Origin of the sequence: Pseudomonas sichuanensis, from assembly GCF_024749065.1 — a bacterium.
Taxonomy (GTDB): Bacteria; Pseudomonadota; Gammaproteobacteria; order Pseudomonadales; family Pseudomonadaceae; genus Aquipseudomonas; species Aquipseudomonas sichuanensis.
Genome location: NZ_CP087185.1, coordinates 5,739,998 through 5,762,306 on the forward strand (window position 1 = coordinate 5,739,998; position 22,309 = coordinate 5,762,306).

24 protein-coding genes are annotated in these 22,309 nt (G+C 64.4%); 8 read left to right on the forward strand and 16 right to left on the reverse strand.

What is annotated here, in order from left to right; genetic code table 11:
- Positions 1-4: 4 nt before the first annotated feature.
- The gene (locus LOY51_RS25760; protein WP_003249017.1) at positions 5-484 is read right to left on the reverse strand and encodes an RNA pyrophosphohydrolase; all 480 of its coding nucleotides are present in this window, start codon (positions 482-484) and stop codon (positions 5-7) included.
- 141 nt (positions 485-625) lie between these two features.
- Between LOY51_RS25760 and LOY51_RS25765 the strand changes: the two genes are divergently transcribed.
- Positions 626-1,282: a histidinol-phosphatase gene (locus tag LOY51_RS25765; RefSeq protein WP_258643640.1), complete on the forward strand. Its 657-nt coding sequence runs from the start codon at positions 626-628 to the stop codon at positions 1,280-1,282.
- A 123-nt stretch (positions 1,283-1,405) separates the two neighbouring features.
- Here the strand turns inward: LOY51_RS25765 and LOY51_RS25770 are convergent, their stop codons facing one another.
- A complete protein-coding gene (locus tag LOY51_RS25770) occupies positions 1,406-1,831 on the reverse strand; it encodes a DUF2269 family protein (RefSeq protein WP_125465966.1) in 426 nt (141 codons plus the stop codon).
- A 128-nt stretch (positions 1,832-1,959) separates the two neighbouring features.
- Positions 1,960-3,474, reverse strand: a complete 1,515-nt coding sequence (gene ilvA, locus LOY51_RS25775) for a threonine ammonia-lyase, biosynthetic (protein ID WP_258643642.1) — start codon at positions 3,472-3,474, stop codon at positions 1,960-1,962.
- A 135-nt stretch (positions 3,475-3,609) separates the two neighbouring features.
- Between ilvA and rpiA the strand changes: the two genes are divergently transcribed.
- Positions 3,610-4,284: a ribose-5-phosphate isomerase RpiA gene (gene rpiA / locus LOY51_RS25780; RefSeq protein WP_110992109.1), complete on the forward strand. Its 675-nt coding sequence runs from the start codon at positions 3,610-3,612 to the stop codon at positions 4,282-4,284.
- Positions 4,285-4,389: 105 nt separating this feature from the next.
- Here the strand turns inward: rpiA and LOY51_RS25785 are convergent, their stop codons facing one another.
- The 4 genes from LOY51_RS25785 to LOY51_RS25800 form a co-directional block, all read right to left on the reverse strand.
- Positions 4,390-5,295 carry an SdiA-regulated domain-containing protein gene (locus LOY51_RS25785; RefSeq protein ID WP_125860968.1) on the reverse strand — a complete coding sequence of 302 codons (906 nt, stop codon included), beginning with the start codon at positions 5,293-5,295 and terminating at the stop codon, positions 4,390-4,392.
- An 89-nt stretch (positions 5,296-5,384) separates the two neighbouring features.
- Positions 5,385-6,311: an SdiA-regulated domain-containing protein gene (locus LOY51_RS25790; RefSeq protein ID WP_374046876.1), complete on the reverse strand. Its 927-nt coding sequence runs from the start codon at positions 6,309-6,311 to the stop codon at positions 5,385-5,387.
- A gap of 154 nt (positions 6,312-6,465) precedes the next feature.
- The gene (locus tag LOY51_RS25795) at positions 6,466-7,131 is read right to left on the reverse strand and encodes a fumarylacetoacetate hydrolase family protein (RefSeq protein WP_125860970.1); all 666 of its coding nucleotides are present in this window, start codon (positions 7,129-7,131) and stop codon (positions 6,466-6,468) included.
- Positions 7,132-7,156: 25 nt separating this feature from the next.
- Entirely contained in the window at positions 7,157-8,554 is a 1,398-nt protein-coding gene (locus tag LOY51_RS25800) for a D-2-hydroxyglutarate dehydrogenase (protein WP_258643646.1), read from the reverse strand.
- Between the two features lie 170 nt (positions 8,555-8,724).
- Between LOY51_RS25800 and serA the strand changes: the two genes are divergently transcribed.
- Positions 8,725-9,954: a phosphoglycerate dehydrogenase gene (gene serA / locus LOY51_RS25805; protein WP_110992105.1), complete on the forward strand. Its 1,230-nt coding sequence runs from the start codon at positions 8,725-8,727 to the stop codon at positions 9,952-9,954.
- A gap of 170 nt (positions 9,955-10,124) precedes the next feature.
- On the opposite strand, the gene LOY51_RS25810 is transcribed toward serA, so the two are convergent.
- A complete protein-coding gene (locus LOY51_RS25810; RefSeq protein ID WP_110992104.1) occupies positions 10,125-10,601 on the reverse strand; it encodes a DUF4399 domain-containing protein in 477 nt (158 codons plus the stop codon).
- A 226-nt stretch (positions 10,602-10,827) separates the two neighbouring features.
- On the opposite strand from LOY51_RS25810, the gene LOY51_RS25815 reads away from it, so the two are divergent.
- Positions 10,828-11,298 carry a transporter substrate-binding domain-containing protein gene (locus LOY51_RS25815; RefSeq protein WP_258643649.1) on the forward strand — a complete coding sequence of 157 codons (471 nt, stop codon included), beginning with the start codon at positions 10,828-10,830 and terminating at the stop codon, positions 11,296-11,298.
- Positions 11,299-11,318: 20 nt separating this feature from the next.
- Here the strand turns inward: LOY51_RS25815 and LOY51_RS25820 are convergent, their stop codons facing one another.
- Both LOY51_RS25820 and LOY51_RS25825 read right to left on the reverse strand, forming a co-directional pair.
- The gene (locus LOY51_RS25820; protein ID WP_125465973.1) at positions 11,319-11,819 is read right to left on the reverse strand and encodes a 2-thiouracil desulfurase family protein; all 501 of its coding nucleotides are present in this window, start codon (positions 11,817-11,819) and stop codon (positions 11,319-11,321) included.
- Positions 11,806-12,429 (reverse strand): 2OG-Fe(II) oxygenase, encoded by a 624-nt coding sequence (locus LOY51_RS25825; RefSeq protein WP_125465974.1) that lies wholly within the window; start codon positions 12,427-12,429, stop codon positions 11,806-11,808. The genes LOY51_RS25820 and LOY51_RS25825 overlap by 14 nt, the downstream gene beginning before the upstream one ends.
- A 121-nt stretch (positions 12,430-12,550) precedes the next feature.
- Between LOY51_RS25825 and LOY51_RS25830 the strand changes: the two genes are divergently transcribed.
- Positions 12,551-13,303 carry a DUF2059 domain-containing protein gene (locus LOY51_RS25830; protein ID WP_110992100.1) on the forward strand — a complete coding sequence of 251 codons (753 nt, stop codon included), beginning with the start codon at positions 12,551-12,553 and terminating at the stop codon, positions 13,301-13,303.
- Here LOY51_RS25830 and bipL read toward each other — a convergent pair whose 3' ends face one another.
- Positions 13,304-14,230 (reverse strand): phospholipase BipL, encoded by a 927-nt coding sequence (gene bipL / locus LOY51_RS25835; protein ID WP_258643652.1) that lies wholly within the window; start codon positions 14,228-14,230, stop codon positions 13,304-13,306.
- A gap of 208 nt (positions 14,231-14,438) precedes the next feature.
- On the opposite strand from bipL, the gene LOY51_RS25840 reads away from it, so the two are divergent.
- Positions 14,439-15,008: a DUF6436 domain-containing protein gene (locus tag LOY51_RS25840; protein ID WP_258643653.1), complete on the forward strand. Its 570-nt coding sequence runs from the start codon at positions 14,439-14,441 to the stop codon at positions 15,006-15,008.
- On the opposite strand, the gene LOY51_RS25845 is transcribed toward LOY51_RS25840, so the two are convergent.
- Positions 14,987-15,553 (reverse strand): sugar O-acetyltransferase, encoded by a 567-nt coding sequence (locus tag LOY51_RS25845; protein ID WP_258643655.1) that lies wholly within the window; start codon positions 15,551-15,553, stop codon positions 14,987-14,989. The two genes, LOY51_RS25840 and LOY51_RS25845, sit on opposite strands and share 22 nt — an antisense overlap.
- A gap of 86 nt (positions 15,554-15,639) precedes the next feature.
- Here LOY51_RS25845 and LOY51_RS25850 point away from each other — a divergent pair, with 86 nt between their 5' ends.
- Together LOY51_RS25850 and LOY51_RS25855 are read left to right on the forward strand one after the other, a co-directional pair.
- Positions 15,640-18,006 carry a penicillin acylase family protein gene (locus LOY51_RS25850; protein WP_258643657.1) on the forward strand — a complete coding sequence of 789 codons (2,367 nt, stop codon included), beginning with the start codon at positions 15,640-15,642 and terminating at the stop codon, positions 18,004-18,006.
- 131 nt (positions 18,007-18,137) lie between these two features.
- The gene (locus LOY51_RS25855) at positions 18,138-18,956 is read left to right on the forward strand and encodes an alpha/beta fold hydrolase (protein ID WP_125860986.1); all 819 of its coding nucleotides are present in this window, start codon (positions 18,138-18,140) and stop codon (positions 18,954-18,956) included.
- 139 nt (positions 18,957-19,095) lie between these two features.
- On the opposite strand, the gene LOY51_RS25860 is transcribed toward LOY51_RS25855, so the two are convergent.
- The 4 genes from LOY51_RS25860 to LOY51_RS25875 are packed head-to-tail and all read right to left on the reverse strand — an operon-like array spanning position 19,096 to position 22,040.
- The gene (locus LOY51_RS25860) at positions 19,096-19,968 is read right to left on the reverse strand and encodes a transporter substrate-binding domain-containing protein (protein WP_110992094.1); all 873 of its coding nucleotides are present in this window, start codon (positions 19,966-19,968) and stop codon (positions 19,096-19,098) included.
- Positions 19,965-20,738: an amino acid ABC transporter ATP-binding protein gene (locus LOY51_RS25865; protein ID WP_125465980.1), complete on the reverse strand. Its 774-nt coding sequence runs from the start codon at positions 20,736-20,738 to the stop codon at positions 19,965-19,967. The genes LOY51_RS25860 and LOY51_RS25865 overlap by 4 nt, the downstream gene beginning before the upstream one ends.
- Positions 20,735-21,394, reverse strand: coding sequence for an amino acid ABC transporter permease (locus LOY51_RS25870; RefSeq protein WP_125860990.1), 660 nt, complete (start codon positions 21,392-21,394; stop codon positions 20,735-20,737). The genes LOY51_RS25865 and LOY51_RS25870 overlap by 4 nt, the downstream gene beginning before the upstream one ends.
- Positions 21,375-22,040, reverse strand: coding sequence for an amino acid ABC transporter permease (locus LOY51_RS25875; protein WP_258643660.1), 666 nt, complete (start codon positions 22,038-22,040; stop codon positions 21,375-21,377). The genes LOY51_RS25870 and LOY51_RS25875 overlap by 20 nt, the downstream gene beginning before the upstream one ends.
- Positions 22,041-22,309: the final 269 nt, after the last annotated feature.

The following is a 22,309-nucleotide window of genomic DNA, read 5'->3' on the forward strand; positions in this document are numbered from 1 at the left end:
GTCGTCAGTCGCGCGTCAGCAGGCGCGGGGCTAGCTCTTTCAGGGCGCGTCGGTAGACCTCGCGCTTGAATGTCACCACCTGGCCCAGCGGATACCAGTAGCTGACCCAACGCCAGCCGTCGAATTCCGGTTTGCCAGTCAGGTCCATGCGCACCCGTTGCTCATTGCTCACAAGGCGCAGCAGGAACCACTTTTGCTTCTGGCCGATGCACAGCGGCTGGCTGTGGGTGCGCACCAGGCGCTGGGGTAAACGATAACGCAACCAGCCACGGGTGCAGGCAAGAATTTCCACATCGTCGCGCTCAAGGCCGACTTCTTCATTCAGCTCGCGGTACAGGGCGTCTTCCGGCGTCTCGTCAGGGTTGATGCCACCCTGGGGGAACTGCCAGGCATCCTGGTTGATCCGCCGAGCCCATAGCACCTGCCCGGCATCATTCGTAAGAATGATCCCGACATTGGGGCGAAAACCATCGGGGTCGATCACGGCAGCAACCTCGCAAACGCATGTCGCGGCATTGTTCCACAAAGCTTGCGAGCGCAGCAACGCGCCCGCCAAGCTTATGTGCAGCGAGGTGAAAACTCCGTATTGTGCGGGGCTTCCCGAGGGCTTCTGCGAGACATTCCCATGCGCCTGGCTTTATTCGATCTGGACAATACCCTCCTCGGTGGCGACAGCGACCACGCCTGGGGTGACTACCTGTGCGAACGGGGCATCCTCGACCCGGTCGCGTACAAGGCACGCAACGATGCCTTCTATCAGGACTACCTGCACGGCAGCCTGGACCTTTCGGCCTACCTGGCCTTCTCCATGGAGATCCTTGCCGCTACCGAACCTGCACAGCTTGCGCAATGGCACCGCGAGTTCATGCGCGACTGCATCGAACCGATGATCCTGCCCAAGGCCCTGGCGTTGCTGCAGCAGCACCGCGAGGCCGGCGACCAGCTGGTGATCATCACCGCCACCAACCGCTTCGTCACCGCGCCCATCGCCCGCCGCCTGGGCGTGCGCGTGCTGCTGGCGACCGAATGCGAAACGCAGGACGGGCGCTATACCGGGCGCAGTACCGATATACCCTGTTTCCGTGAAGGCAAGGTGACGCGGCTGAACCGCTGGATGCTGGAGAACGGCTTCGACCTGGAAGACAGCTGCTTCTATAGCGATTCGATGAACGACCTGCCGCTATTGGAGCAGGTGACCCATGCCGTGGCGGTGGACCCTGACCCGAAGCTGCGCGCCGAGGCGCAGCGGCGGGGGTGGCCGGTGATTTCGTTGAGGGCTTGAGAATGCCGGGGCCGCTTTGCGGCCCAATCGCCGGCAAGCCGGCTCCCACAGGGGAAGTGCAAACCCGATCCTTGTGGGAGCCGGCTTGCCGGCGATTGGGCTGCAAGGCAGCCCCAAAAGGGCCTAGACCGGTTTGGCGCCCATCAGCCCGGCGATGGACAGAAAGCACACACCGCTGAACACCGCCAGCGCCAGGGTGAACTTCAACCCCACCACTTCGGCCTTGCGCAGCCGGTTCAAGCGCACCAGCAGCCACCACAGCGCAAACGCGCCAACGGTATAGATGACGCTGGACGCCAGCACCCAGGTCTGCCCCAGCGGCCAACCCACCAGATGCACCAGCCACCAGCCGGTGAACGGCATGCTCACCAGGCACAGGCCCATCAGCAGCCAGACGAACACCAGCGGCCGGCGCAGCAGTTTGGCGTAGGCCTCGGCATCGCCCTTGCGACGGGCGTAGCCGGTCCAGATTGCCAGGCCCAGCGCGCCGAGCAACAGCAGCGCGGTGGCGAGGATGTGCAGGGTCTTGAGGGTGGTCAGGTGTTCCATTTCAAAGGTGTCCTTCAGCAGGCCTTGTTGCGCCGCCCTCTTCGCGGGTAAACCCGCTCCCACAGTTTCAAGGATGGCCTGTGGGAGCGGGTTTACCCGCGAAGGGCTCCTACGCCCAGCTTAGCCAGTTACCCCAAAAACAGCCGGTAAGCCGGGTTCTCGGTCTCGTCCCAATACGGATAGCCAATCTTGGCCAGCGCCGCCGGCACCAGGTGACGCTCGTCTTCCGGCACCTGCAGCCCCGCCACCACGCGGCCATCGGCGGCGCCGTGGTTGCGGTAGTGGAACATCGAGATGTTCCAGCGCCCGCCCAGTTTGTTGAGGAAGTTGAACAGTGCGCCCGGCCGCTCGGGGAATTCGAAACGCAGCACGATCTCGTCGCTGGCCCCGGCCGAGTGGCCGCCGACCATGTGGCGGATATGCAGCTTGGCCAGCTCGTTGTCGGTCAGGTCGATGACCGGGAAGCCTTGCTCGGTCAACTGCTGCACCAGTGCCGCACGCGGGTCGGTGTCCGGATGGGTCTGCACGCCAACGAAGATGTGCGCCTCGTCCGAGGTGTGCTTGCGATAGTTGAACTCGGTGATCTGGCGCTTGCCGATGGCCTCGCAGAAGGCCTTGAAGCTGCCCGGGCGCTCGGGGATGGTCACGGCAATGATCGCCTCGCGTTTCTCGCCCAGCTCGGCGCGCTCGGCGACATGGCGCAGGCGGTCGAAATTGACGTTGGCGCCGGAGTCGATGGCCACCAGGGTCTGCCCGGTCACGCCCTTGAGTTCGACGTACTTCTTGATCCCGGCCACGCCCAGTGCGCCGGCAGGTTCGGTGATCGAGCGGGTATCGTCGTAGATATCCTTGATTGCCGCACAGATCTCATCGGTGCTGACAGTAATCACTTCATCCACATGATGGCGGCAGATGTCGAAGGTGTGCTGACCGATCTGCGCCACCGCCACGCCGTCGGCGAACAGCCCGACCTGCGGCAGCACCACGCGTGCGCCGGCAGCCATGGCGGCCTGCAGGCAGTTGGAATCGTCCGGCTCGACGCCGATCACCTTGATCTCCGGGCGCAGGTACTTCACGTAGGCGGCGATGCCGGCGATCAGGCCGCCGCCGCCGACCGGGACGAAGATCGCATCAAGCTGGCCCGGGTGCTGACGCAGGATCTCCATGGCCACCGTGCCCTGGCCGGCGATGGTGTGCGGGTCGTCATAGGGGTGGATATAGACGAAGCCCTTCTCGTCGACCAGCTTCAGCGAATAGGCCAGCGCCTCGGGGAAGGAGTCGCCATGCAGCACCACTTTGCCGCCGCGCGAGCGCACGCCTTCGATCTTGATCTCCGGGGTAGTCTTGGGCATCACGATGGTGGCCTTGATGCCCAGCTCACGGGCGGCCAGGGCCACGCCCTGGGCGTGGTTGCCGGCCGATGCGGTGACCACGCCACGGGCCAGTTCCTCCGCACTCAATTGCGCCAGCTTGTTGTACGCCCCGCGGATCTTGAACGAGAACACCGGCTGCAGGTCTTCGCGCTTGAGCAGCACCGTGTTGCCCAGGCGCTTGCTCAGCTGGCCGGCGCTGTGCAGCGGGGTTTCGACGGCAACGTCGTAGACGCGCGAGGTGAGGATCTTCTTGACGTACTGTTCGAGCATCGGGAAAGCATCACTGGGCCGCGGGACAAGGCCTGGGAGTCTACCGCAGCGCTACGTCGGGCGACCACAGCAAAGCCGCGCGAGCCGTTATACTAGGCCCCTTTCGATTTCCGCCCAGCCCCTCCCGGAGCCCGCATGACCCAGGACCAACTCAAACAGGCCGTTGCCCAGGCCGCCGTCGACCTCATCCTGCCGAAACTGGATGAAAAGAGCGTCGTCGGTGTCGGCACCGGCTCTACCGCCAACTTCTTCATCGATGCCCTGGCCCAGCACAAGACCGCCTTCGACGGCGCCGTCGCCAGCTCCGAGGCCACCGCGCAGCGCCTGAAGGGCCATGGCATCCCGGTCTATGAGCTGAACAGCGTCAGCGAGCTGGAGTTCTATGTGGATGGCGCCGACGAAAGCGACGCCCACCTCAACCTGATCAAGGGCGGCGGCGCGGCCCTGACCCGCGAGAAGATCGTTGCGGCCGTGGCCAAGACTTTCATCTGCATCGCCGACGCCAGCAAGCTGGTACCGGTACTGGGCGCCTTCCCGCTGCCGGTCGAAGTCATCCCCATGGCCCGCAGCCATGTGGCGCGTCAGCTGGTCAAGCTGGGCGGCGACCCGGTGTACCGCGAGGGCGTACTGACCGACAACGGCAACGTCATCCTCGATGTGCACAACCTGCAGATCACCGACCCGGTGGCGCTGGAAAGCCAGATCAACGCCATTGTCGGCGTGGTCACCAACGGCCTGTTCGCGGCGCGCCCGGCGGATGTGCTGTTGCTGGGTACCGCCGAAGGCGTGAAGACCCTCAAGGCCGAGTAAACCTCGCGAGGGCGATGCCCTCGAATCGCTGGCAAGCCAGCTCCCACAGAGGCCGCTACGAACCCTGTGGGAGCCGGCTTGCCGGCGATGAGGCCGTCAGGGCATTCAGTTGGCCGACTGCTTGAACACATAGAACAGGTTCGGCTCACTGACCAGGTAAAGAGTCCCGGCGTCATCCATGGCGATCCCCTCTGCCTGGGGCACGGTCTGCTGCAAGCCCTGGAAGCCTTTGCGCAATGACATCGTGCTCAGCGGCCTGCCCTTCACGTCCAGTTCCAGCACCAGCCGCGACTCGTCCGACAGCGCCAGCAGATGCCCGCTGCGCTCGTCGTACTGCAGGCTCGACAGATCCCTCACGAACAACCGCCGGTCACGCTTGCGGTCCTGCACCACATGCACGGCGTAGGGTTTGTCGGGGTTGTCATGGGGAAAGCCATGCACCTCGTAGATCACCATCGGGTCCCGCTCCTTGGCCACGAACAGGCGCTTGCCTGCCGAGTCATAGGCCAGCCCCTCGAAGCCCTTGTTGCCATTGAGGCCGATCCCCAGGCTGAGCTGCTCGGCGTCGTTGGCATCGAGGAACAGGGTGTCGTCATCCAGGCGCACACGGATCAAGCGCTGCTGGCGCTCATCGGTGATCACGTAGGTGCTGGGGCCCACATACTCCACCGCTTCGGGATCACCGAAGCCGGTCAGCGGAATTCGGCGCAGGATGCGCCCGTCCAGCGACAACTCGATCAGCTCGGACTTGGCATTGGTGACGGTGAACAGGCTCTTGCGGTCGGGATCGTAGGTCAGCGCCGAGATATCGTCGTCCAGCCCGGCGACAGGCTGGGCCTCGAGCACCACCTGGTAACGGTCCAGGCCCATGCTCTGTTGCGCGGGCTGCCACCAGGTCTTGAGGTTGAACCAGCCGCGCTCGAACAGGCGGAACTCGTGCCCTGCCGCGCCGGCGAAAAGCAGTAGAACAGAGGCGGTGACAGCACAAATCAGACGGCGGCTAGGGCGCATGGGGGCAAACTCGGCAAAATGAGCACGAATCTAACCACTACCAACTGAAGCAAAGCTTAATGTCAGCCTAGTGCTCCCCTGAGCGCGCCTCAGTGCTTCTTGAAGCGATAGAACAGGTTGGGCTCGCTGACAAAATACAGGTTGCCCTGCTCGTCCATGGCCACGCCCTCTGCCCGGGGGATGCGGTCCTTGAGGCCATTGAAACCGCCGAGCAGGGTCATGAAGCTGACCTGTTCACCCTTTTCATCGAGCTCAAGCAGCATGTTGGAGTCCGCCGACAGCACCAGCAGGTGGCCGGTGCGCGGGTCGACACCCAGCGCCGAGAGGTTGCGCAGGTCGAGTTCGTCACTGGCCAGCGGCTGCTTGTCGCCCTTCAGCGGGCTGCGCCCATCGGTGCTCCAGATGTACAGCTGCGGCGGCAGCTCTTCGCCAATCACCAGGCGCTGGCGCATCGGGTCCCAGACCACTGCTTCAAAGCCTTTGTTGCCTTTGCCTTCATCGCCCAGGTTGTAACTGTGGAAGTCGGCGCGGTTCAGCGACGTGGTGCTGGCGTCCACCTTGACCAGGGTCAGGTCATGGTTGCGCTCGTCGACGATAGCGATCTGGCCATCCTCCAGCACCGCTACGCCTTCCGGGTTCGACCAACCTACCAGCGGCATCTTGCGCAGCACATCGCCTTCAAGCGTCAGCTCGACCAGGAAGGGGTGCTTGCCCATCACCGCGAACAGGGTGCGGGTGTGCGGGCTGTACGCCAGGTCAGAGGCCTCGTCGCGCTCCATGCCCGGTAGCGGTTTGGCGTCGATGTCCACCACATAGTCCGGCAGCCAGATGCTTTCCTGGCGTTCGGCCTGGGTCTCGAAGCGTTCTTTTATCCACAGCAGCCCTCGGTCATCCCAGTGCATGGCCACGGCCAGGCCATAGCCGATCAGCGCCAGGGCAGCGAGCCAGGCCGGCCAACGCAGCAGCGCATGACGTTTACGGGTGGGCGGAACAGGAGCGGTGGACGGGATAGCCATTGGCGGGGTCCTGATGATGAGCCGTAATGTCTTCCTTAACGTCGGCAAATGAACACGAAACTGCGCATTATCCGGATCGTTTGTGAAAAAAACGACAAACGCCATCAGGTGATGGCCACACGACGGCAGCAGGGCTGCCGTCGCGCCTACGCAGTCAGAGCACGCGGCCTTCGAACCGGCTGACGCCCGGAAGTTCCAGGACCAGCTCGTCACCGACATTGAACGGCCCCACGCCCGCCGGGGTGCCGGTGAGAATCACGTCGCCCGCCTGCAGCGAGAAGTTCGCCGCCATGTGCTGGATCATCGGCACGATCGGGTTGAGCATCATCGCGCTGTTGCCGTCCTGGCGCACTTCGCCATTGATGGTCAGGCGGATGCCGATGTCGGTGAGGTCCTCGAAGGTACCGGCCGAAACGAACGGCGGCAGCACACAAGCGCCGTCGAAACTCTTGCACAGCTCCCATGGCAGGCCCTTCTCCTTCAACTTGGCCTGCAGGTCGCGCAGGGTCAGGTCCAGCGCCGGGGCGAAGCCGGAGATGGCGTCGAGCACTTCCTCTTCGGTTGGGTGGGGCGACAGCGACTTGCCCAGCAACACGGCGATTTCCGCCTCGTAGTGCACCGAACCGCGCTCGGTCGGGATCTTGAAACCGCCCTCGAGGGGCACCACGCAACTGCCCGGTTTGATGAACAGCAGCGGCTCGCTCGGGATTGGGTTGTCCAGTTCCTTGGCATGTTCGGCGTAGTTGCGGCCGATGCACACCACCTTGCCCAGCGGGAAGTGGATGCGCGTGCCGTCTACGTACTGGTGCTGGTAACTCATGGCCGACTCCTGTGAACACTGCTTTTTATTCGGGAGCGAAGATCTTACCCGGATTCATGATGCCGTTCGGGTCGAACACCGCCTTGATCGCCTTCATGCAGGCAATTTCATCCGGCGAGCGGCTGTAGCCCAGGTAATCACGCTTGGTCATGCCCACGCCGTGCTCGGCGGAGATCGAGCCGTGGTAGCGCTGGACGATCTCGAACACCCACTTGTTGACCTTGGCGCACGAGGCGAAGAAGTCGTCCTTGCTCATGTGCTCGGGCTTGAGGATGTTCAGGTGCAGGTTGCCGTCGCCGATATGGCCGTACCAGACCACTTCGTAATCCGGGTAGTGCTCGGCGACGATGGCATCGATATCGCGCAGGAACGCCGGCACCTTCGACACGGTGACCGAGATGTCGTTCTTGTACGGGGTCCAGTGGGAGATGGTCTCGGACAGGTATTCGCGCAGCTTCCACAGGTTCTTCAGCTGCGTCTCGCTCTGGCTCATCACCCCGTCCAGTACCCAGCCCTGCTCGACGCAGTGCTCGAAGGTGGCGAGCGCTTCGTTGGCCACCTGCTCGGTGCTGGCTTCGAACTCCAGCAAGGCATAGAACGGGCAGTCCGTCGCGAAGGGCGCGGGCACATCGCCACGGCCCATGATCTTGGCCAGGCCTTTATCGGAGAAAAACTCGAACGCGGTGAGGTCCAGCTTGCCCTGGAAGGCGTGCAGCACCGGCATGATCGCATCGAAATCCGGCGTGCCCAGCACCATCGCCGTGAGGTTGCGCGGCGCGCGGTCCAGGCGCATGGTTGCCTCGACCACAAAGCCCAGCGTGCCTTCGGCGCCGATGAACAGCTGGCGCAGGTCGTAGCCGGTGGCGTTCTTGATCAGGTCTTTATTGAGCTCGAGCAGTTCGCCCTTGCCGGTGACAACCTTCAGCCCGGCGACCCAGTTGCGGGTCATGCCGTAGCGAATGACCTTGATGCCGCCGGCATTGGTGCCGATATTGCCGCCGATCTGGCTGGAGCCGCTGGAGGCGAAGTCCACCGGGTAGTACAGGCCCTGGTCCTCGGCGAACTGCTGCAACTGGCGGGTAATCACGCCTGGCTGGCAGACCACGGTGCGGTCGAACTCATTGAAGGCGAGGATCTGGTTCATGTTGTCGAAGGCCACCACCACTTCGCCGTTGGCAGCGACCGCGGCACCCGACAGGCCAGTGCGCCCGCCTGACGGCACCAGGGCGACCTTGTGCCGGTTGGCCCAGGCGACGATGGCCTGCACTTGCTCGGTGGTCTTGGGGAAAACGATGGCGCTCGGCGCGGGCGGGTAATGCTTGGTCCAGTCCTTGCCATAGGCGTCGAGCGAGGCCGGGGCGGTAAGCACCTTGCCTGGGTCGACCAGGGTCATCAGCTCTTCAATCAATGCAGGCTGGGTCATCGCTGGAACCCTCGACTTATTCATAGTCACCCTGAGTACTCTTCACCTGTCGGGATAAGCTCAGATTGAGTCGCGTATGCTAGCATAGCCCTCCCGCTGTTCGTGCTAAGGCCGACGCCGCGCCGCTTCACCCCCCTCGCCATTTTTCTCCGGGATACAGGTTTACGCAGATGAGCAAGACTTCTCTCGACAAGAGCAAGATCAGGTTCCTTCTTCTTGAAGGCGTCCACCAGAATGCGGTGGATACCCTCAAGGCTGCCGGGTACAGCAACATCGAATACCTCACCGGCTCGCTGCCGGACGCAGAACTGAAGGAAAAGATCGCCGATGCCCACTTCATCGGCATCCGCTCGCGCACCCAACTGACCGAAGAGGTCTTTGACTGCGCGAAGAAACTGGTCGCGGTCGGCTGTTTCTGCATCGGCACCAACCAGGTCGACCTGGGCGCAGCCCGCGAGCGCGGCATCGCGGTGTTCAACGCACCCTACTCCAACACCCGTTCGGTCGCCGAACTGGTGCTGGCCGAAGCCATCCTGCTGCTGCGCGGCATCCCTGAGAAGAACGCTTCCTGCCACCGTGGCGGCTGGATCAAGAGCGCGGCCAACTCCTTCGAGATCCGTGGCAAGAAGCTGGGCATCGTCGGCTACGGCTCGATCGGCACCCAGCTGTCGGTACTGGCCGAGAGCCTGGGGATGCAGGTCTACTTCTACGACCCGCTGACCAAGCTGCCGCTGGGCAACGCCACCCAGATCACCAGCCTGAACGAACTGCTGGGCCTGGCCGACATCGTCTCGCTGCACGTTCCCGAGCTGCCATCCACCCAGTGGATGATCGGCGAGAAGGAAATCCGCGCGATGAAGAAGGGTTCGATCCTGATCAACGCCGCCCGTGGCACCGTGGTCGAGCTGGATCACCTGGCCGCCGCGATCAAGGACAAGCACCTGATCGGCGCCGCCATCGACGTGTTCCCGGTCGAGCCGCGCTCCAACGATGAAGAGTTCGAAAGCCCGCTGCGTGGCCTGGACAACGTGATCCTGACCCCGCACATCGGTGGTTCCACCGCCGAAGCCCAGGCCAACATCGGCCTGGAAGTGGCCGAGAAGCTGGTCAAGTACAGCGACAACGGTACTTCCGTGTCGTCGGTCAACTTCCCTGAAGTGGCCCTGCCGGCGCACCCAGGCAAGCACCGCCTGCTGCACATCCACGAGAACATCCCGGGCGTGCTCAGCGAAATCAACAAAGTGTTCGCCGAAAACGGTATCAACATCTCCGGTCAGTTCCTGCAGACCGACGAGAAAGTCGGTTACGTGGTCATCGACGTCGACGCCGAGTACTCGGACCTGGCCCAGGAAAAACTGCAGCACGTCAAAGGCACTATCCGCTCGCGCGTACTGTTCTAAGTTTGCTGGCTGCATGAAAAAGGGAGGCCCTGGTGGCCTCCCTTTTTTATTGGCGATTTGAACTCGATCCTGTGGGAGCGGCTTCAGCCGCGAAACCGGCAACGCGATTGATGGCACCCGCTTTGCGGGTGATCGCGGCTAAAGCCGCTCCTACAGGCCCGACGCCGGCCTTACTTGACGTTGACGGTAATCTTCTGCGACTCGACGCTCGGCTTGAACGGCACGTGGTACTTGTCGCCCAGCACCAGTTGCAGGGTGTGCTTGCCCGGAGTAAGGGTAATGGTCGCCTCGGTCTGCGCCTTGCCGAAGTGCAGCACCTGCGGGCCGGCCGGCAACGGAGCATTGTTCTCGGGCATCAGGCTGGTAGGCAGCGGCATGTCGGCCACCGGCGCCTTGTCGACATCCACCAGCAGGTGGTGATGGCCGCTGTGCGCGGTCTGGTCACCGGCAGGCTTGAGGGCAATACCCTCGATGCCGAATTTGACGGTGAAGGTCTTGTCGACCGTGGCGCCGTCGGCGGGGGAAACGATGAAGACCTTGGCGCCTTCCGGTGGCTGCTCACTCTTCAGTGCATCCGCGGCACTGGCGAATACCGACGCCCCCATCAACAGCCCGGCAACGGCAGCACGCGAAAATAGGCTTTTCATTCACATCTCCTTTCATTCACTTCAATTGACCGCTATCACTAAAACGAAGCAAAGCGGTAATTCACCATAGTTCATCTGTGCCGGCGAAGGTTCAGAAAAACGCTACAGAAATAGTTGCAGTGGCGTTAAACATTACCCAGGTCCTGGGGTCATAGGCTGCGTTCGACCGGGCGAGGAACAAGCTGCGGCGAATGACATTCACCTGCCATACAAATAAGGGGCTTTCATGCGTTTGACCATTGGCGTACTGCTGGCAGTACTGTTCTGCCCACTGGCCCAGGCCGAACTGATCGACGAAATCAACGACCGTGGCGAACTGCGCATTGCCGTGCTGAGCGACACACCGCCCTATGTGCTTAAAGAAGACCAGCACCTGACCGGCTTCGAAATCGAGCTGGGCCAGGCCCTGGCCAAAGAGCTGGATGTACGCGCCGAGTTCGTGGAAGCCACGCCTGAAGATGTCTTGCCGGGTGTCGTCAGCGGCAAGTACGACATTGCCTTCAACAAGCCTCAGCCTGAACTGGACCCTGAACTGGTAACCAGCCAGCCATTCAGTACCCCGCACCTGGTGATCCCCTTCCAGAAAGGCAACCCGGCCTTCGAAAGCGCCGTGAACAATGCCCTGAAGCGGATCGAGAGCGATGGCCGGCTGGCAGCGCTTGAACAGAAATGGCTGCAGAGCCAAGCGCAGAAGTGAGCCCCCGCTGACGCTGGCGCCTACAACAGGCTTGCCAGCGCCCGTTCGGCCTCGGCCAGCTCCAGCTCGCTGAACACCTGCACCCCGTCACGGCGCAACAACGCCGTGGTGACGCCCTCGCCCGCTACTTTCACCCCGGTGAAAGTGCCGTCGTAGGTCTGCCGGTTTCCACACGACGGGCTGCCGGACTTGAGCACCGCCACCCGGATGCCATGCCGGCGCACCAGCTCCAGCGCCCGCTGCGCCCCGGCCATGAAAGCCGCGCTGACATCCTCGCCGCTGGCCGTGCGCACCTGGGCCTGCCCGTCCAGCACCTGGCCACCCTGCCCGCCCGGGATCTCCGCCGCAGGGCGGGGTGTCGGCAGGCCGCCGGCCACTTCCGGGCACAGCGGCACTACCCGGCCTTCGGCCTGCCAGCACTGCAACAGGTCAGGGTGGCCACTGGCACGCCCGTCGTAGCGCACCGGCTGGCCCAGCAGGCAGGCGCTGACCAGGACTTTCGGCAACTCAGAACGGGTCATTGCCACGGCGGCGGAACCAGCCCGTCAGCGACAGGCGCTCGCGCCCGGCCGGGAGGACTTCATGGGGAATGGCGCCAGAAAGGAACACCACCAGGCTGCCAGCGATCGGCTGCACGTCATGCTCGACATCGCCGTCGAGGAACATGCGCAGCTGCCCGCCATCGTCCGGCTGCCAGCCTTCATTGAGATAGAACACGGCAGAAACGGTACGCCGGTCGTCGTCGCGGAAGCGATCCAGATGGCGGCGGTAGAAGGCCCCCGGTGGGTACAGGGCAAAATGGCATTCGAAATCCTCGAGCCCGAGGAACAACCCCTGGTTGATGGCCTGGCGCAGGCTGTCCATGGCCCCCAGGTAATGGTCGCAGGCCTCGGATTCACCAGGGTCGATCCACTGGATCTGGTCGCCACGGATCGCCTCGCGCACTTCCTGCGCGGCGCCGCGCCCCACCCCGGCAGGGTTGAGTTCGCCTTCGGCATAACGGCGCCGGCACTCGAGCGCGAGCTCACGCGACAGCCCGTCGGGTAGAAAGAGGGTTTGCTGCGACCAGCCACGGGTGGCCAGGTCGTCGACGATTGCCGACAGCATCGGATGTTCGCAAGGATTGTGCATGGCGCATCATAGCCATTCAGCCTGCCCGCGCACAGCGCCACTTGGTCAGGAAGCGCCCCTGGCGACTCGACAAAGCCCCGCCATGCCAAGGACAATGGCGGCCTGACGACAGGAGTCCTGAATGCGCCGTCTGTTTTCCCTGCTTCTGCTGATGATCTGCACCATGCCTGTCTGGGCAGACAACCTCGATCAGCTGTACAAGGCCGCCGGCTGGCCCGACCAGCGCGCCCATTTCAACGATGCCGTGAGCGCCGCCCAACAGCGCTACCGCAACAGCTTGCCGCCTGCGGTTTACCAGGCGCTGGTCAACAACAGCAACCAGCGTTTCCAGGCCCAGGCCATGGACCGCCGCGCCCAGGCGCAGTTGCGCAGCACCCTCAAGAACCCGGCACCGGCCCTGGCCTTCTTCCAGTCGCCGCTGGGGCGCAAGGTGGTGGCCGCCGAGCTGCTGGCCACGCGCAAGGACCAGTTGGCCAAGAACGCCAAGGGCCTGCCGAAGATCCAGGCCAGCGACAATCGCCAGCTGATCATCGGCCACCTGGCGCAGGCGCTGCCCGCGCGCGAGGCCGGCGCGGAAGTCAGCCTGGCCATCGCCGGGGTGGCCGCCGACAGCCTCAGCTCGATGATCCCCGGCCTGTTCGGTGGCGGTCAGACCCAGAGCCTGCTCGACGGCCAACGCCAGCGCCTGATGAACCAGGTCGGCGAAGACCTCGACAACACCCTGTTGTATGTCTATCGCGACCTGTCGGACGCCGAGCTGGAACAGTTCTCCACCTTCGCCGAGTCGCCGGACGGCCAGGCCTACTACAAAGCAGCGGTAAGCGCGGTGCGCGCCGCCCTCGCCGTGGGCCAGAACGCCAACGACCTGAACTGATCAGCCCAGGCGCTGGCCAATGAAGTCGAAATAGCGCTGGCGGATGCCCGGCAGCTCGTTGGCCAGGTGGTGCCGGGCCTCGGGCAGCATCAGGATCTGCGGCTCGGCGAACTTGGCCTTGAGCACCTTGAGGTTGTACGGCCAATCCACCGTGGCATCCGCCTCCCCCTGCACGATCAATGGCCGCCGCGTGCTCTGCGGCGCGGCCTCGATGCGCCTTACCCATTTCATCAATGCCCCGACCCAGGCGGTCGGCAGGCGCCGTGGCTGTAGCGGGTCGGCTTCCAGGAAAGGCAGGAACGCCGGGTCGTTGGTGTTCTCGCTGAAGCGCCGCTCGATGCCGTTGACGAAGTGGCGCAGCACCCGGTAGCTCAGCTTCGACCAGCCCCAGGCGCGCGGGCGCACCAGCGGTGCCAGCAGGATCACCTCACCGTCGGCCGGGCTCTGCCCGGCGCAATGCAACAGGTGATCGACCACGATCGCACCGCCCGTGCTTTGCCCGCACAGGTGCCAGGGGTGCGGCAGCTCGAGCTGGCGCGCCTGCTCGAACAGCGCGTCGAGGGCCTGCTGGTAGAGGGCGAAGTCATCGATGCTGGCCCGCTCGCCGCTGGACAGCCCATGCCCTGGCAGGTCACAGCTGATCACCACATAGCCCTGCGCCAATGCCCACTCGATGACATGCCGGTACAGGCCCATGTGGTCGTAGTAGCCGTGCAGCAGGAACAGCGTCGCCACCGGCTGCGCGGGCAGCCAGGCCTGGCCGACCAGCTCGAACCCCGCCGCGCAAAAGCCGCCAAGCCAGCTCGGCCCCCCCAGGTCCAGGCCGTAAAAGCGCTGGTAATCGCGGGCTTGAGCGGACAGCGGTTGACGTTCGGCAAGCGGCGCCAGGCTGGCGCGCAACAGGTCGGGCTGGAAAGCGGCAGGCATCGGTACATCCACAACGAGGCGAGTATTGATCTGGGATATTCAGGTCTGCTTGATGTCATGGCAAGCTGCAACACCATTCAACGGGCGGCATGCCTCCCTTGTGGGAGCGGGTTTACCCGCGAATGCACTGGTGCTGCCACTGCCGCATTCGCGGGTAAACCCGCTCCCACAGGCGGCATGCGTTGCTCATAAGCGCTGCAGACAGCCCATGCCCATCCCAAATTCCAAGTCATTGCTCGGCGCCCTCGCCGCCCTGCTCTGCGCCGCCGCCCTGTGGTGGGCCTACGACAGCTTCCAGGCCCGTTACCTGCGCCCCTTCGACAACCAGGCCACACTGTTCGACGGCAGCCAGCTGCGCCTGCCGCCCGAACTGGCCGGCCCCGGCCCGATCCGCGTGGTGCATTTCTGGGACCCGGCCTGCCCGTGCAACGTCGGCAACCAGCAGCACCTGGGCGAACTGGTCGAGCACTTTGCCCCGCAGGGGGTCAGCTTCCACGTGGTGCAACGGCCCGGCAGCCACGGCCAGCTACCCGCCAACCTCGCTGCGCTCAAACCCCTGGCCGGGCTGCCCGGCAGCGAACAGCTGCCGGCCACCCCCGCCGTGGCGATCTGGGACCGCAACGGCGACCTGGCCTACTTCGGCCCCTACAGCGAAGGCGCGGTGTGCAATTCGAGCAACAGCTTCATCGAGCCGATCCTCAAGGCCCTGAATGAAGGGCGCCGGGTGCAGGCCAGCAATACCCTGGCCGTGGGCTGCTACTGCCCCTGGGCCGGCTGACGCACCCGCGCCGGGTTACCCACCACCACCGCCCCCGCCGGTACATCGCGGGTGACCACGCTGCCGGCGCCGACCACGGCGTTATCGCCAATGGTCACCCCCGGCAGGATGATCGCCCCGCCGCCGATCCATACATTGTCGCCAATGGTCACCGGCCGCCCGCTTTCCAGGCCGCTGCGGCGCAGATCAGGGTCGAGCGGGTGATCGGCGGTGTAGATCTGCACCGCCGGGCCGATCTGGCAGTCGGCGCCGATGCGCACCGGCAGCACGTCGAGGATCACGCAGTTGAAGTTCATGAAGGTATTGGCGCCAACACTGAGGTTGTAGCCGTAGTCGCAATAGAACGGCGGGCGGATCACCACACCGTTGCCGACGTTGCCGAAGTGCTCGACCAGCAACCCGTGGCGGGCCTCGTTGAGCAGCTCGACGCTGGCGTTGTAGCGGTGCATCCAGTGCTTGTTGGCGATCTGCTCGGCCTGAAGTTCCGGGCAGCCAGCGTGGTAGAGCTGGCCTTGCAGCATTTTCTGTTTTTCGCTGAGGGACATGGAAACTCCTTGTTGGGGCTATGCTCAGTGCGCGAATCCGCCGATGATCGGACCACATTTTTCGCTCGAGTGCACAAGGAGTCTCGATGAAGCGCAGCCTGACCCTGCTGGCCGTGGTGATTGCCGTGGCCGCTGCCGGCGCCGGTTACTGGTATGTGCAGGGCAAGCAGCCCCAGCGCGATGGCGAACTGGCCCTCGCCGGGCTGCAAGCGCCGGTCACCGCCCGCTATGACGCGCGCGGCGTGCCGCACCTGCAGGCGCAGAACGAACAGGACCTGTACCGCGCCCTGGGTTACGTGCACGCCCAGGACCGCCTGTTCCAGATGGAGATCATGCGCCGCCTGGCCCGTGGCGAGCTGGCCGAGGTGCTGGGCGACAAGTTGCTGCCCACCGACACCCTGTTCCGCAGCCTGCGTATCCGCGAGCAGGCCGCGCTGATGGTGCAGCGCCAGGACCGCCAGGCCCCGGCCTGGATAGCCTTGCAGGCCTACCTCGATGGCGTGAACCAGTGGCAGGCCAGCCATCCCAAGCCAATGGAGTTCGACCTGCTCGGCATCACCCCGCGCCCATTTACCGCCGAGGACACCCTGAGCATCGCCGGCTACCTGGCCTACAGCTTCGCTGCGGCCTTTCGCACCGAGCCCGCGCTCACCTACATCCGCGACCAGCTCGGCGCCGATTACCTGAAGATCTTCGACCTCGACTGGCAGCCCGAGGGTGCCATCGCCACGCCGCTGGCGGCCGCCGACTGGCGCAGCCTGGAGCAGCTGGCACGGCTCAGCCACGAGGCCCTGGGTGATGCCGGCATCCCCCAGTTCGAGGGCAGCAATGCCTGGGCCGTGGCCGGCAGCCGCACCCGCAGCGGCCGCCCGTTGCTGGCGGGCGACCCGCACATCAGCTTCGCGGTGCCGGCGGTGTGGTACGAGGCCGAGCTGTCGGCGCCGGGCTTCAACCTGTACGGCTACTTCCAGGCGCTCAACCCGTTCGCCCTGCTTGGCCACAGCCGCGACTTCGGCTGGAGCCTGACCATGTTCCAGAACGACGACGTCGACCTGATCGCCGAAAAGACCAACCCGGCCAACCCCGAGCAGGTGATGGTCGACGGCCGCTGGCAGACCCTGGAAAAAACCGAGCAGCAGATCGCCGTCAAAGGCGAGCAGCCGGTGCCCCTCACCCTGCGCCGCTCACCCCACGGCCCGATCGTCAACACGGTGCTGGGCAACAGCGCCGGCGCCGCGCCCATCGCCATGTGGTGGGCGTTCCTGGAAACCGACAACCCGATCCTTGAAGGCTTCTACCAGATCAACCGCGCCGACACCCTGGGCAAGATGCGCGAAGCGGCAGCCAAGGTGCAGGCGCCAGGGCTGAACCTGGTCTGGGCCAACGCCCGTGGCGATATCGGCTGGTGGGCGGCGGCGCGCCTGCCGATCCGCCCGGACGGGGTGAACCCGGCGTTCATCCTCGACGGCAGCAGCGGCCAGGCCGACAAGCCCGGCTTCTACCCATTCAGCGTCAACCCGCAGCAGGAGAACCCGGCCAGCGGCTACATCGTCTCGGCCAACTACCAGCCACCGGCGGTGGTGCCGGTGCCCGGCTACTACAACCTGGCCGACCGCGGCCGCCAGCTGGACCGCCACCTGAACAACCCGGACATCAAGTGGGACACCCAGAACAGCCAGGCCCTGCAGCTGGACACCAGCAGCGACTACGGCCCACGCACCCTGGCGCCGCTGCTGGGCACCTTGCGCAGCGTGGCCCAAGGCGACGAAGAGAAAGAGCTGGTGGAGCAGTTGGCCGCCTGGCGCGGCGACTACCCACTGGATTCCACCAGCGCCACGCTGTTCAACCAGTTCCTCTACGAACTGGCTTTCGCTGCGCTGCATGACGAGCTGGGCGATACCTGGTTCCCGATCCTGATCAGCACCCGTGCCATCGACGCAGCCCTGCCACGGCTGGCCGCCGACCCGGCCTCACCCTGGTGGAACCTGCGCGGCGGCAATGAGCACACCGACCGCAGCGCCATCGTACGGCTGGCCTGGCAGCGCAGCCTCAAGCACCTGGGCGAGACCTTCGGCAAGGACCCGGCCAACTGGCAATGGGGCAAGGCCCACACCCTCACTCACAACCACCCGCTGGGGGTGAAAAAGCAGCTGAACCTGTTGTTCAACGTTGGCCCCTTCGCCGCCCCGGGCACCCACGAGGTGCCGAACAACCTTTCGGCGAAGATCGGCCCGGCGCCCTGGCCGGTCACCTATGGCCCCTCCACCCGGCGGGTGATCGACTTCGCCGACGCCGGCGCGGCCTTGACCATCAACCCGGTCGGGCAAAGCGGCGTGCCGTTCGACAAGCACTATGGCGACCAGGCAGAGGATTACATCGAGGGGCGCTACCACAAGGCGCGCATGGGGGTGATCCCGGCGCAGAGCACGTTGCGGTTGGTGCCTGGCAATTAACACCTAGGTCGGGCCGCTTTGCGCCCCATCGCTGGCAAGCCAGCTCCCACAGGTGTGCATGTCCCCTGTGGGAGCTGGCTTGCCAGCGATGGGCTGCTCAGCAGCCCCAATAGCAACCCATGAGATAACCCATGCAAAAACACTTCATCGAAATCGACGGCGCGCGCATGAGCTACGTCGACCAGGGCCAGGGCTTCCCCGTCCTGCTCGGCCATAGCTACCTGTGGTCGGCCGCCATGTGGCAACCGCAGATCGACGCGCTGTCGAAGCACTTCCGGGTCATCGTGCCCGAGCTGTGGGGCCACGGCGATTCCGCCGCGCCACCGGCCACCACCACCGACATGAGTGCCTTGAGCCGCCAGCATCTGGCCCTGCTCGATGCGCTGGATATCGCCAAGTGCCACCTGGTCGGCCTGTCGGTCGGCGGCATGTGGGGCGCGCAGTTGGCCATCGAACACCCGGAACGGGTCGATCGCCTGGTGCTGCTGGATACCTACCTGGGGGCGGAGCCAGAGGCCACCCGGCTGAAGTACTTCGGTTTGCTGGATGCCGCCAGCGCCGCCGGCACCTTCGTCGACCCGTTGCTGGATATCGTGGTGCCGATCTTCTTCCATGCCGGCGGGGAAACCGTGCCTGAGGTGCGCGAGCAGTTCCGCGCGGGGTTGAAGGCAAGCAGCGCCCAGACCATCCGCGAAAGCCTGGACCCGATGGGGCGGGTGATCTTCGGGCGGCCGGATCTGCTGGCGCGCCTCGGCGAGCTACCTGCGGATCGGACCATGGTGATCTGTGGTGACCAGGACATTCCCAGGCCGCCGGCGGAGTCGAACGAGATGGCGCGGTTGATTGGCTGCCTGGCGGCGCAGATTCCGTTTGCCGGGCATATCTCCAACCTGGAGAACCCAGGTGTGGTGAATGATTTCCTGCTGAACTGGTTGCCGCGCAATAGCTGATATCGCTGGGGCTGCTGCGCAGCCCTTTCGCCGGCAAGCCGGCTCCCACAGGTGAGGCGCATGGCTTGAGGCTGGCACTGACCATGTGGGAGCCGGCTTGCCGGCGATTGGGCCGCAGAGCGGCCCCAAGATCAGAGGATCAACCCTGCCATTTGCCCCCTTCGACAATCACGCTCTCGGGCTTGGTGTCGTCGCTCAGCTCTTTGCGCACGTACTGGTCATACAGCTTGAGCAAGAACTTCTCCTCACCCAGCTTGGCCAGCTCGGCATTCACCCAGTCGCGCAGCTCGGCATTACCCTTCTTCACCGCCGGGGCAATCGGGGCTTCCTCGCCCAGCAGTTGCGGCAGCACGCGGTAGCCTGGGTTCTGCTTGGCCCAGCTGAACAGGATCAGGTTGTCCTGGGCATAGGCATCGCCACGACCATTGGCCAGGGCGGCCAGCGACTCGCTGTTCTTCTCGAACTTGAGCAGCTTCCAGTCCGGGTGGTGCTTGGTCAGCCAGATATCGGCGGTGGTGCCGGTGGTGACGATGATGGTCTTGTCGGCCAGCTCGTCGAGCTTCTGCACCGGGCTGCCGTCGGCAACGATGGCCTGCACGGCCACGCGCAGGTTGGGGTTGGTGAAATCCACCGCCTCCTTGCGCTCGGGGGTGACCGTCATGTTGGCGAGGATCAGGTCGACCTTGTCGCTCTGCAGGAAGGGGATGCGGCTGGCGGGCTCGACGGCGACAAACTCGACCTTGTTCTCGTCGCCCAGCAAGTCCTTGGCGAAACGCCGGCCGATGTCGGTGTCGAAGCCGACGTAGCGGCCGCTTTCATCGACGAAGCCGAACGGCGGCTTGTCGGTGAACACGCCGACGATCAGCTTGTCGCGGGCCTTGATGGTTTCCAGGTAGCTGGTGGCGGGCGAGGCGGCAGCGGGCTTGGCCGGCTCATCGGCCTTGTTGCAGCCGGCCAGCAGGGCCAGGCCAAGCAGTGGAGCGAGCAGTTTGGCAAAGGGTGCGGTGTTCATGACAGTTCCTTGTGCAGTGTCTTGGGCAGGCTTTCGACGAAAGAGAATTTCTCCAGGAACTGCTGCGCGCGTGCGGTCTGCGGTTGGGTGAAGAAGCGCTCGGGGTGGTTCTGTTCAAGGATCCTGCCGGCCTCCATGAACACGATGCGGTCGGCCACCGCGCGGGCGAAGGCCATTTCGTGGGTAACGATGAGCAGGGTCATGCCGTCGCGGGCCAGGCCCTGGATCACTTGCAGCACCTCCTTGACCATCTCGGGATCGAGGGCTGCGGTGACTTCGTCGAACAGCATCACCTGCGGGTTCATGCACAGCGAGCGGACGATGGCGATGCGTTGCTGCTGGCCGCCGGACAGCTGCCGCGGGAAGGCATCGCGCTTGTCCAGCAAGCCCACCCGCGCCAGCAGCGCTTCGGCCTGGGCCTGGGCTTCGGCGCGCTCGCGCTTTTGCACCTTGAGCGGGCCCAGCAGCAGGTTGTCCAGCACGCTCATGTGGCCGAACAGGTGGTAGCTCTGGAACACCATGCCTACCCGCTGGCGCACCTGGCGCCAGTCGGTGCCTGGGGCCAGCAGCTCTTGCCCGTCCAGGCGCAGGCTGCCGCTGTGGGCCTGTTCCAGGCCATTGAGGCAGCGCAGCAGGGTGCTCTTGCCGCAGCCGCTGGGGCCGAGGATCACCACCACCTCGCCGGCGCGAACCTTAAGGTCGACGTTGGCGAGCACCTGCTGCTCGCCGAAGAACTTGTTGAAACCGTGGAATTCGATCAATGCGCTCATGAGTGGGCCCAGCGGCGTTCCAGCACGCGCGAGGCGGCGGAAAGCGGGTAACAGACGAAAAAGAAGAACAGCAACAGCACGCCGTAGATCAGCGCCGACTCATAGGTACGTTCGATGATCTGCTGGCCGGCCTTGATCACCTCGACCACACCGATCAGCACCGCCAGCGAGCTGGTCTTGATGATCCGCGTATAGATGTTGATGGTCGGCGGGGTCATGCGTTTGAGCGCTTGCGGCAGCAGCACATGGGCGTACAGCTGCCAGCCGGACAGGCCGATCGACAGCCCAGCCTCGCGCTGGCCACGGGGCAGCGAACCGAGCGCGCCACGCACCACCTCGCCGACTTCGCTGGCGCCCCACAGGCCCAGTACCAGCACCGCGCACCAGAAGCTGGGGATGCTCAGGCCGAAGAAGATCGGCAAGCCGAAGAACACCAGGTACAACCAGACCAGTACCGGGATCGCCCGGAACAGCTCCAGGTAAACCTGCAACAGCGCGTTCAGCAGCCGGTTGCCGAGGGTGGCCAGCACGCCGTAGAGCACACCGCCGAGGGTGGCAAAGCCGATGCCCAATGCCGAAATCGCTACGGTCTGCACGGCGCCGGCAGCCAGTTGCGGCAGCGACACCTGCAGCAGTTCAAATGCCGAACTGGCCATGTTGCAGCCTCCTTTCCAGGCGGCGCAGCAGCAGCGACAACGGCAGGAAGATCAGCACGCAAAGCAGGGTCAGCACCGCGAGCATCTCGTAGGTCTTGTAGTACAGGGCGATGTAGTTCTTGGTGGTGTAGAGGATCTCCGGCACCGCTACCGCCGAGACCACGGTGGTCTCCTTGAGCAGGAACACGAAGTTGGCGAACAGTGCCGGCAGGCTGAGGATGCCCGCTTGCGGCAGGATCACATAGCGCAGCAGCTGGCCTTCGGACAGGCCGATCGAACGCCCGGACTCCAGCTGTGCCCGCGGCACCGCTTCGACACCGGCGCGCAGCACTTCGGTGAGGTAGGCGCCGCCCATGAAGGTCATGGTGATGATCGCCGCGGCGAAGCCGGAAATCTTCACACCCACGCTCGGCAGGGCAAAGTAGACGAAGAACAGCTGGATCAGCAGCGGCGTGTTGCGTGCCAGCTCCACGTAGCCCTGCACCAGGCGCCACAGGTACGGCGTGCGAAAGACCAGGATGGCCGAGTTGAGGAGCGCCACCAGCATCGAGGTGGCGATGGCGATCAAGCCGACCTGCAAGGTCACCCCCAGCGCCTTGAAGAACGCCGGCAATGTGCTAAGCATGAAGGCGGTGTCGAAACTCATGGATAGGGCCTCGACACAAGGTTACGGAGGTACGGCATGGGCAGGTTCCAGGTCGGCACGAGGGTCGCTCGGCGTCGTTCAACACATAGTGGCGCTGTGCCGGTAGGCACGATTTATAGACTCTAAAGGTATAAAAATATTTTTATAAATACCTTTATTGCATATCTATATCACCGCTTGTTTCCCTCGGAAATTTCCTGCTTCAACTTGGGACCTTTCCCGCGATCCGCCCCTCAAACAGATTCCAAACTGTGACTTGCATGGCCCAT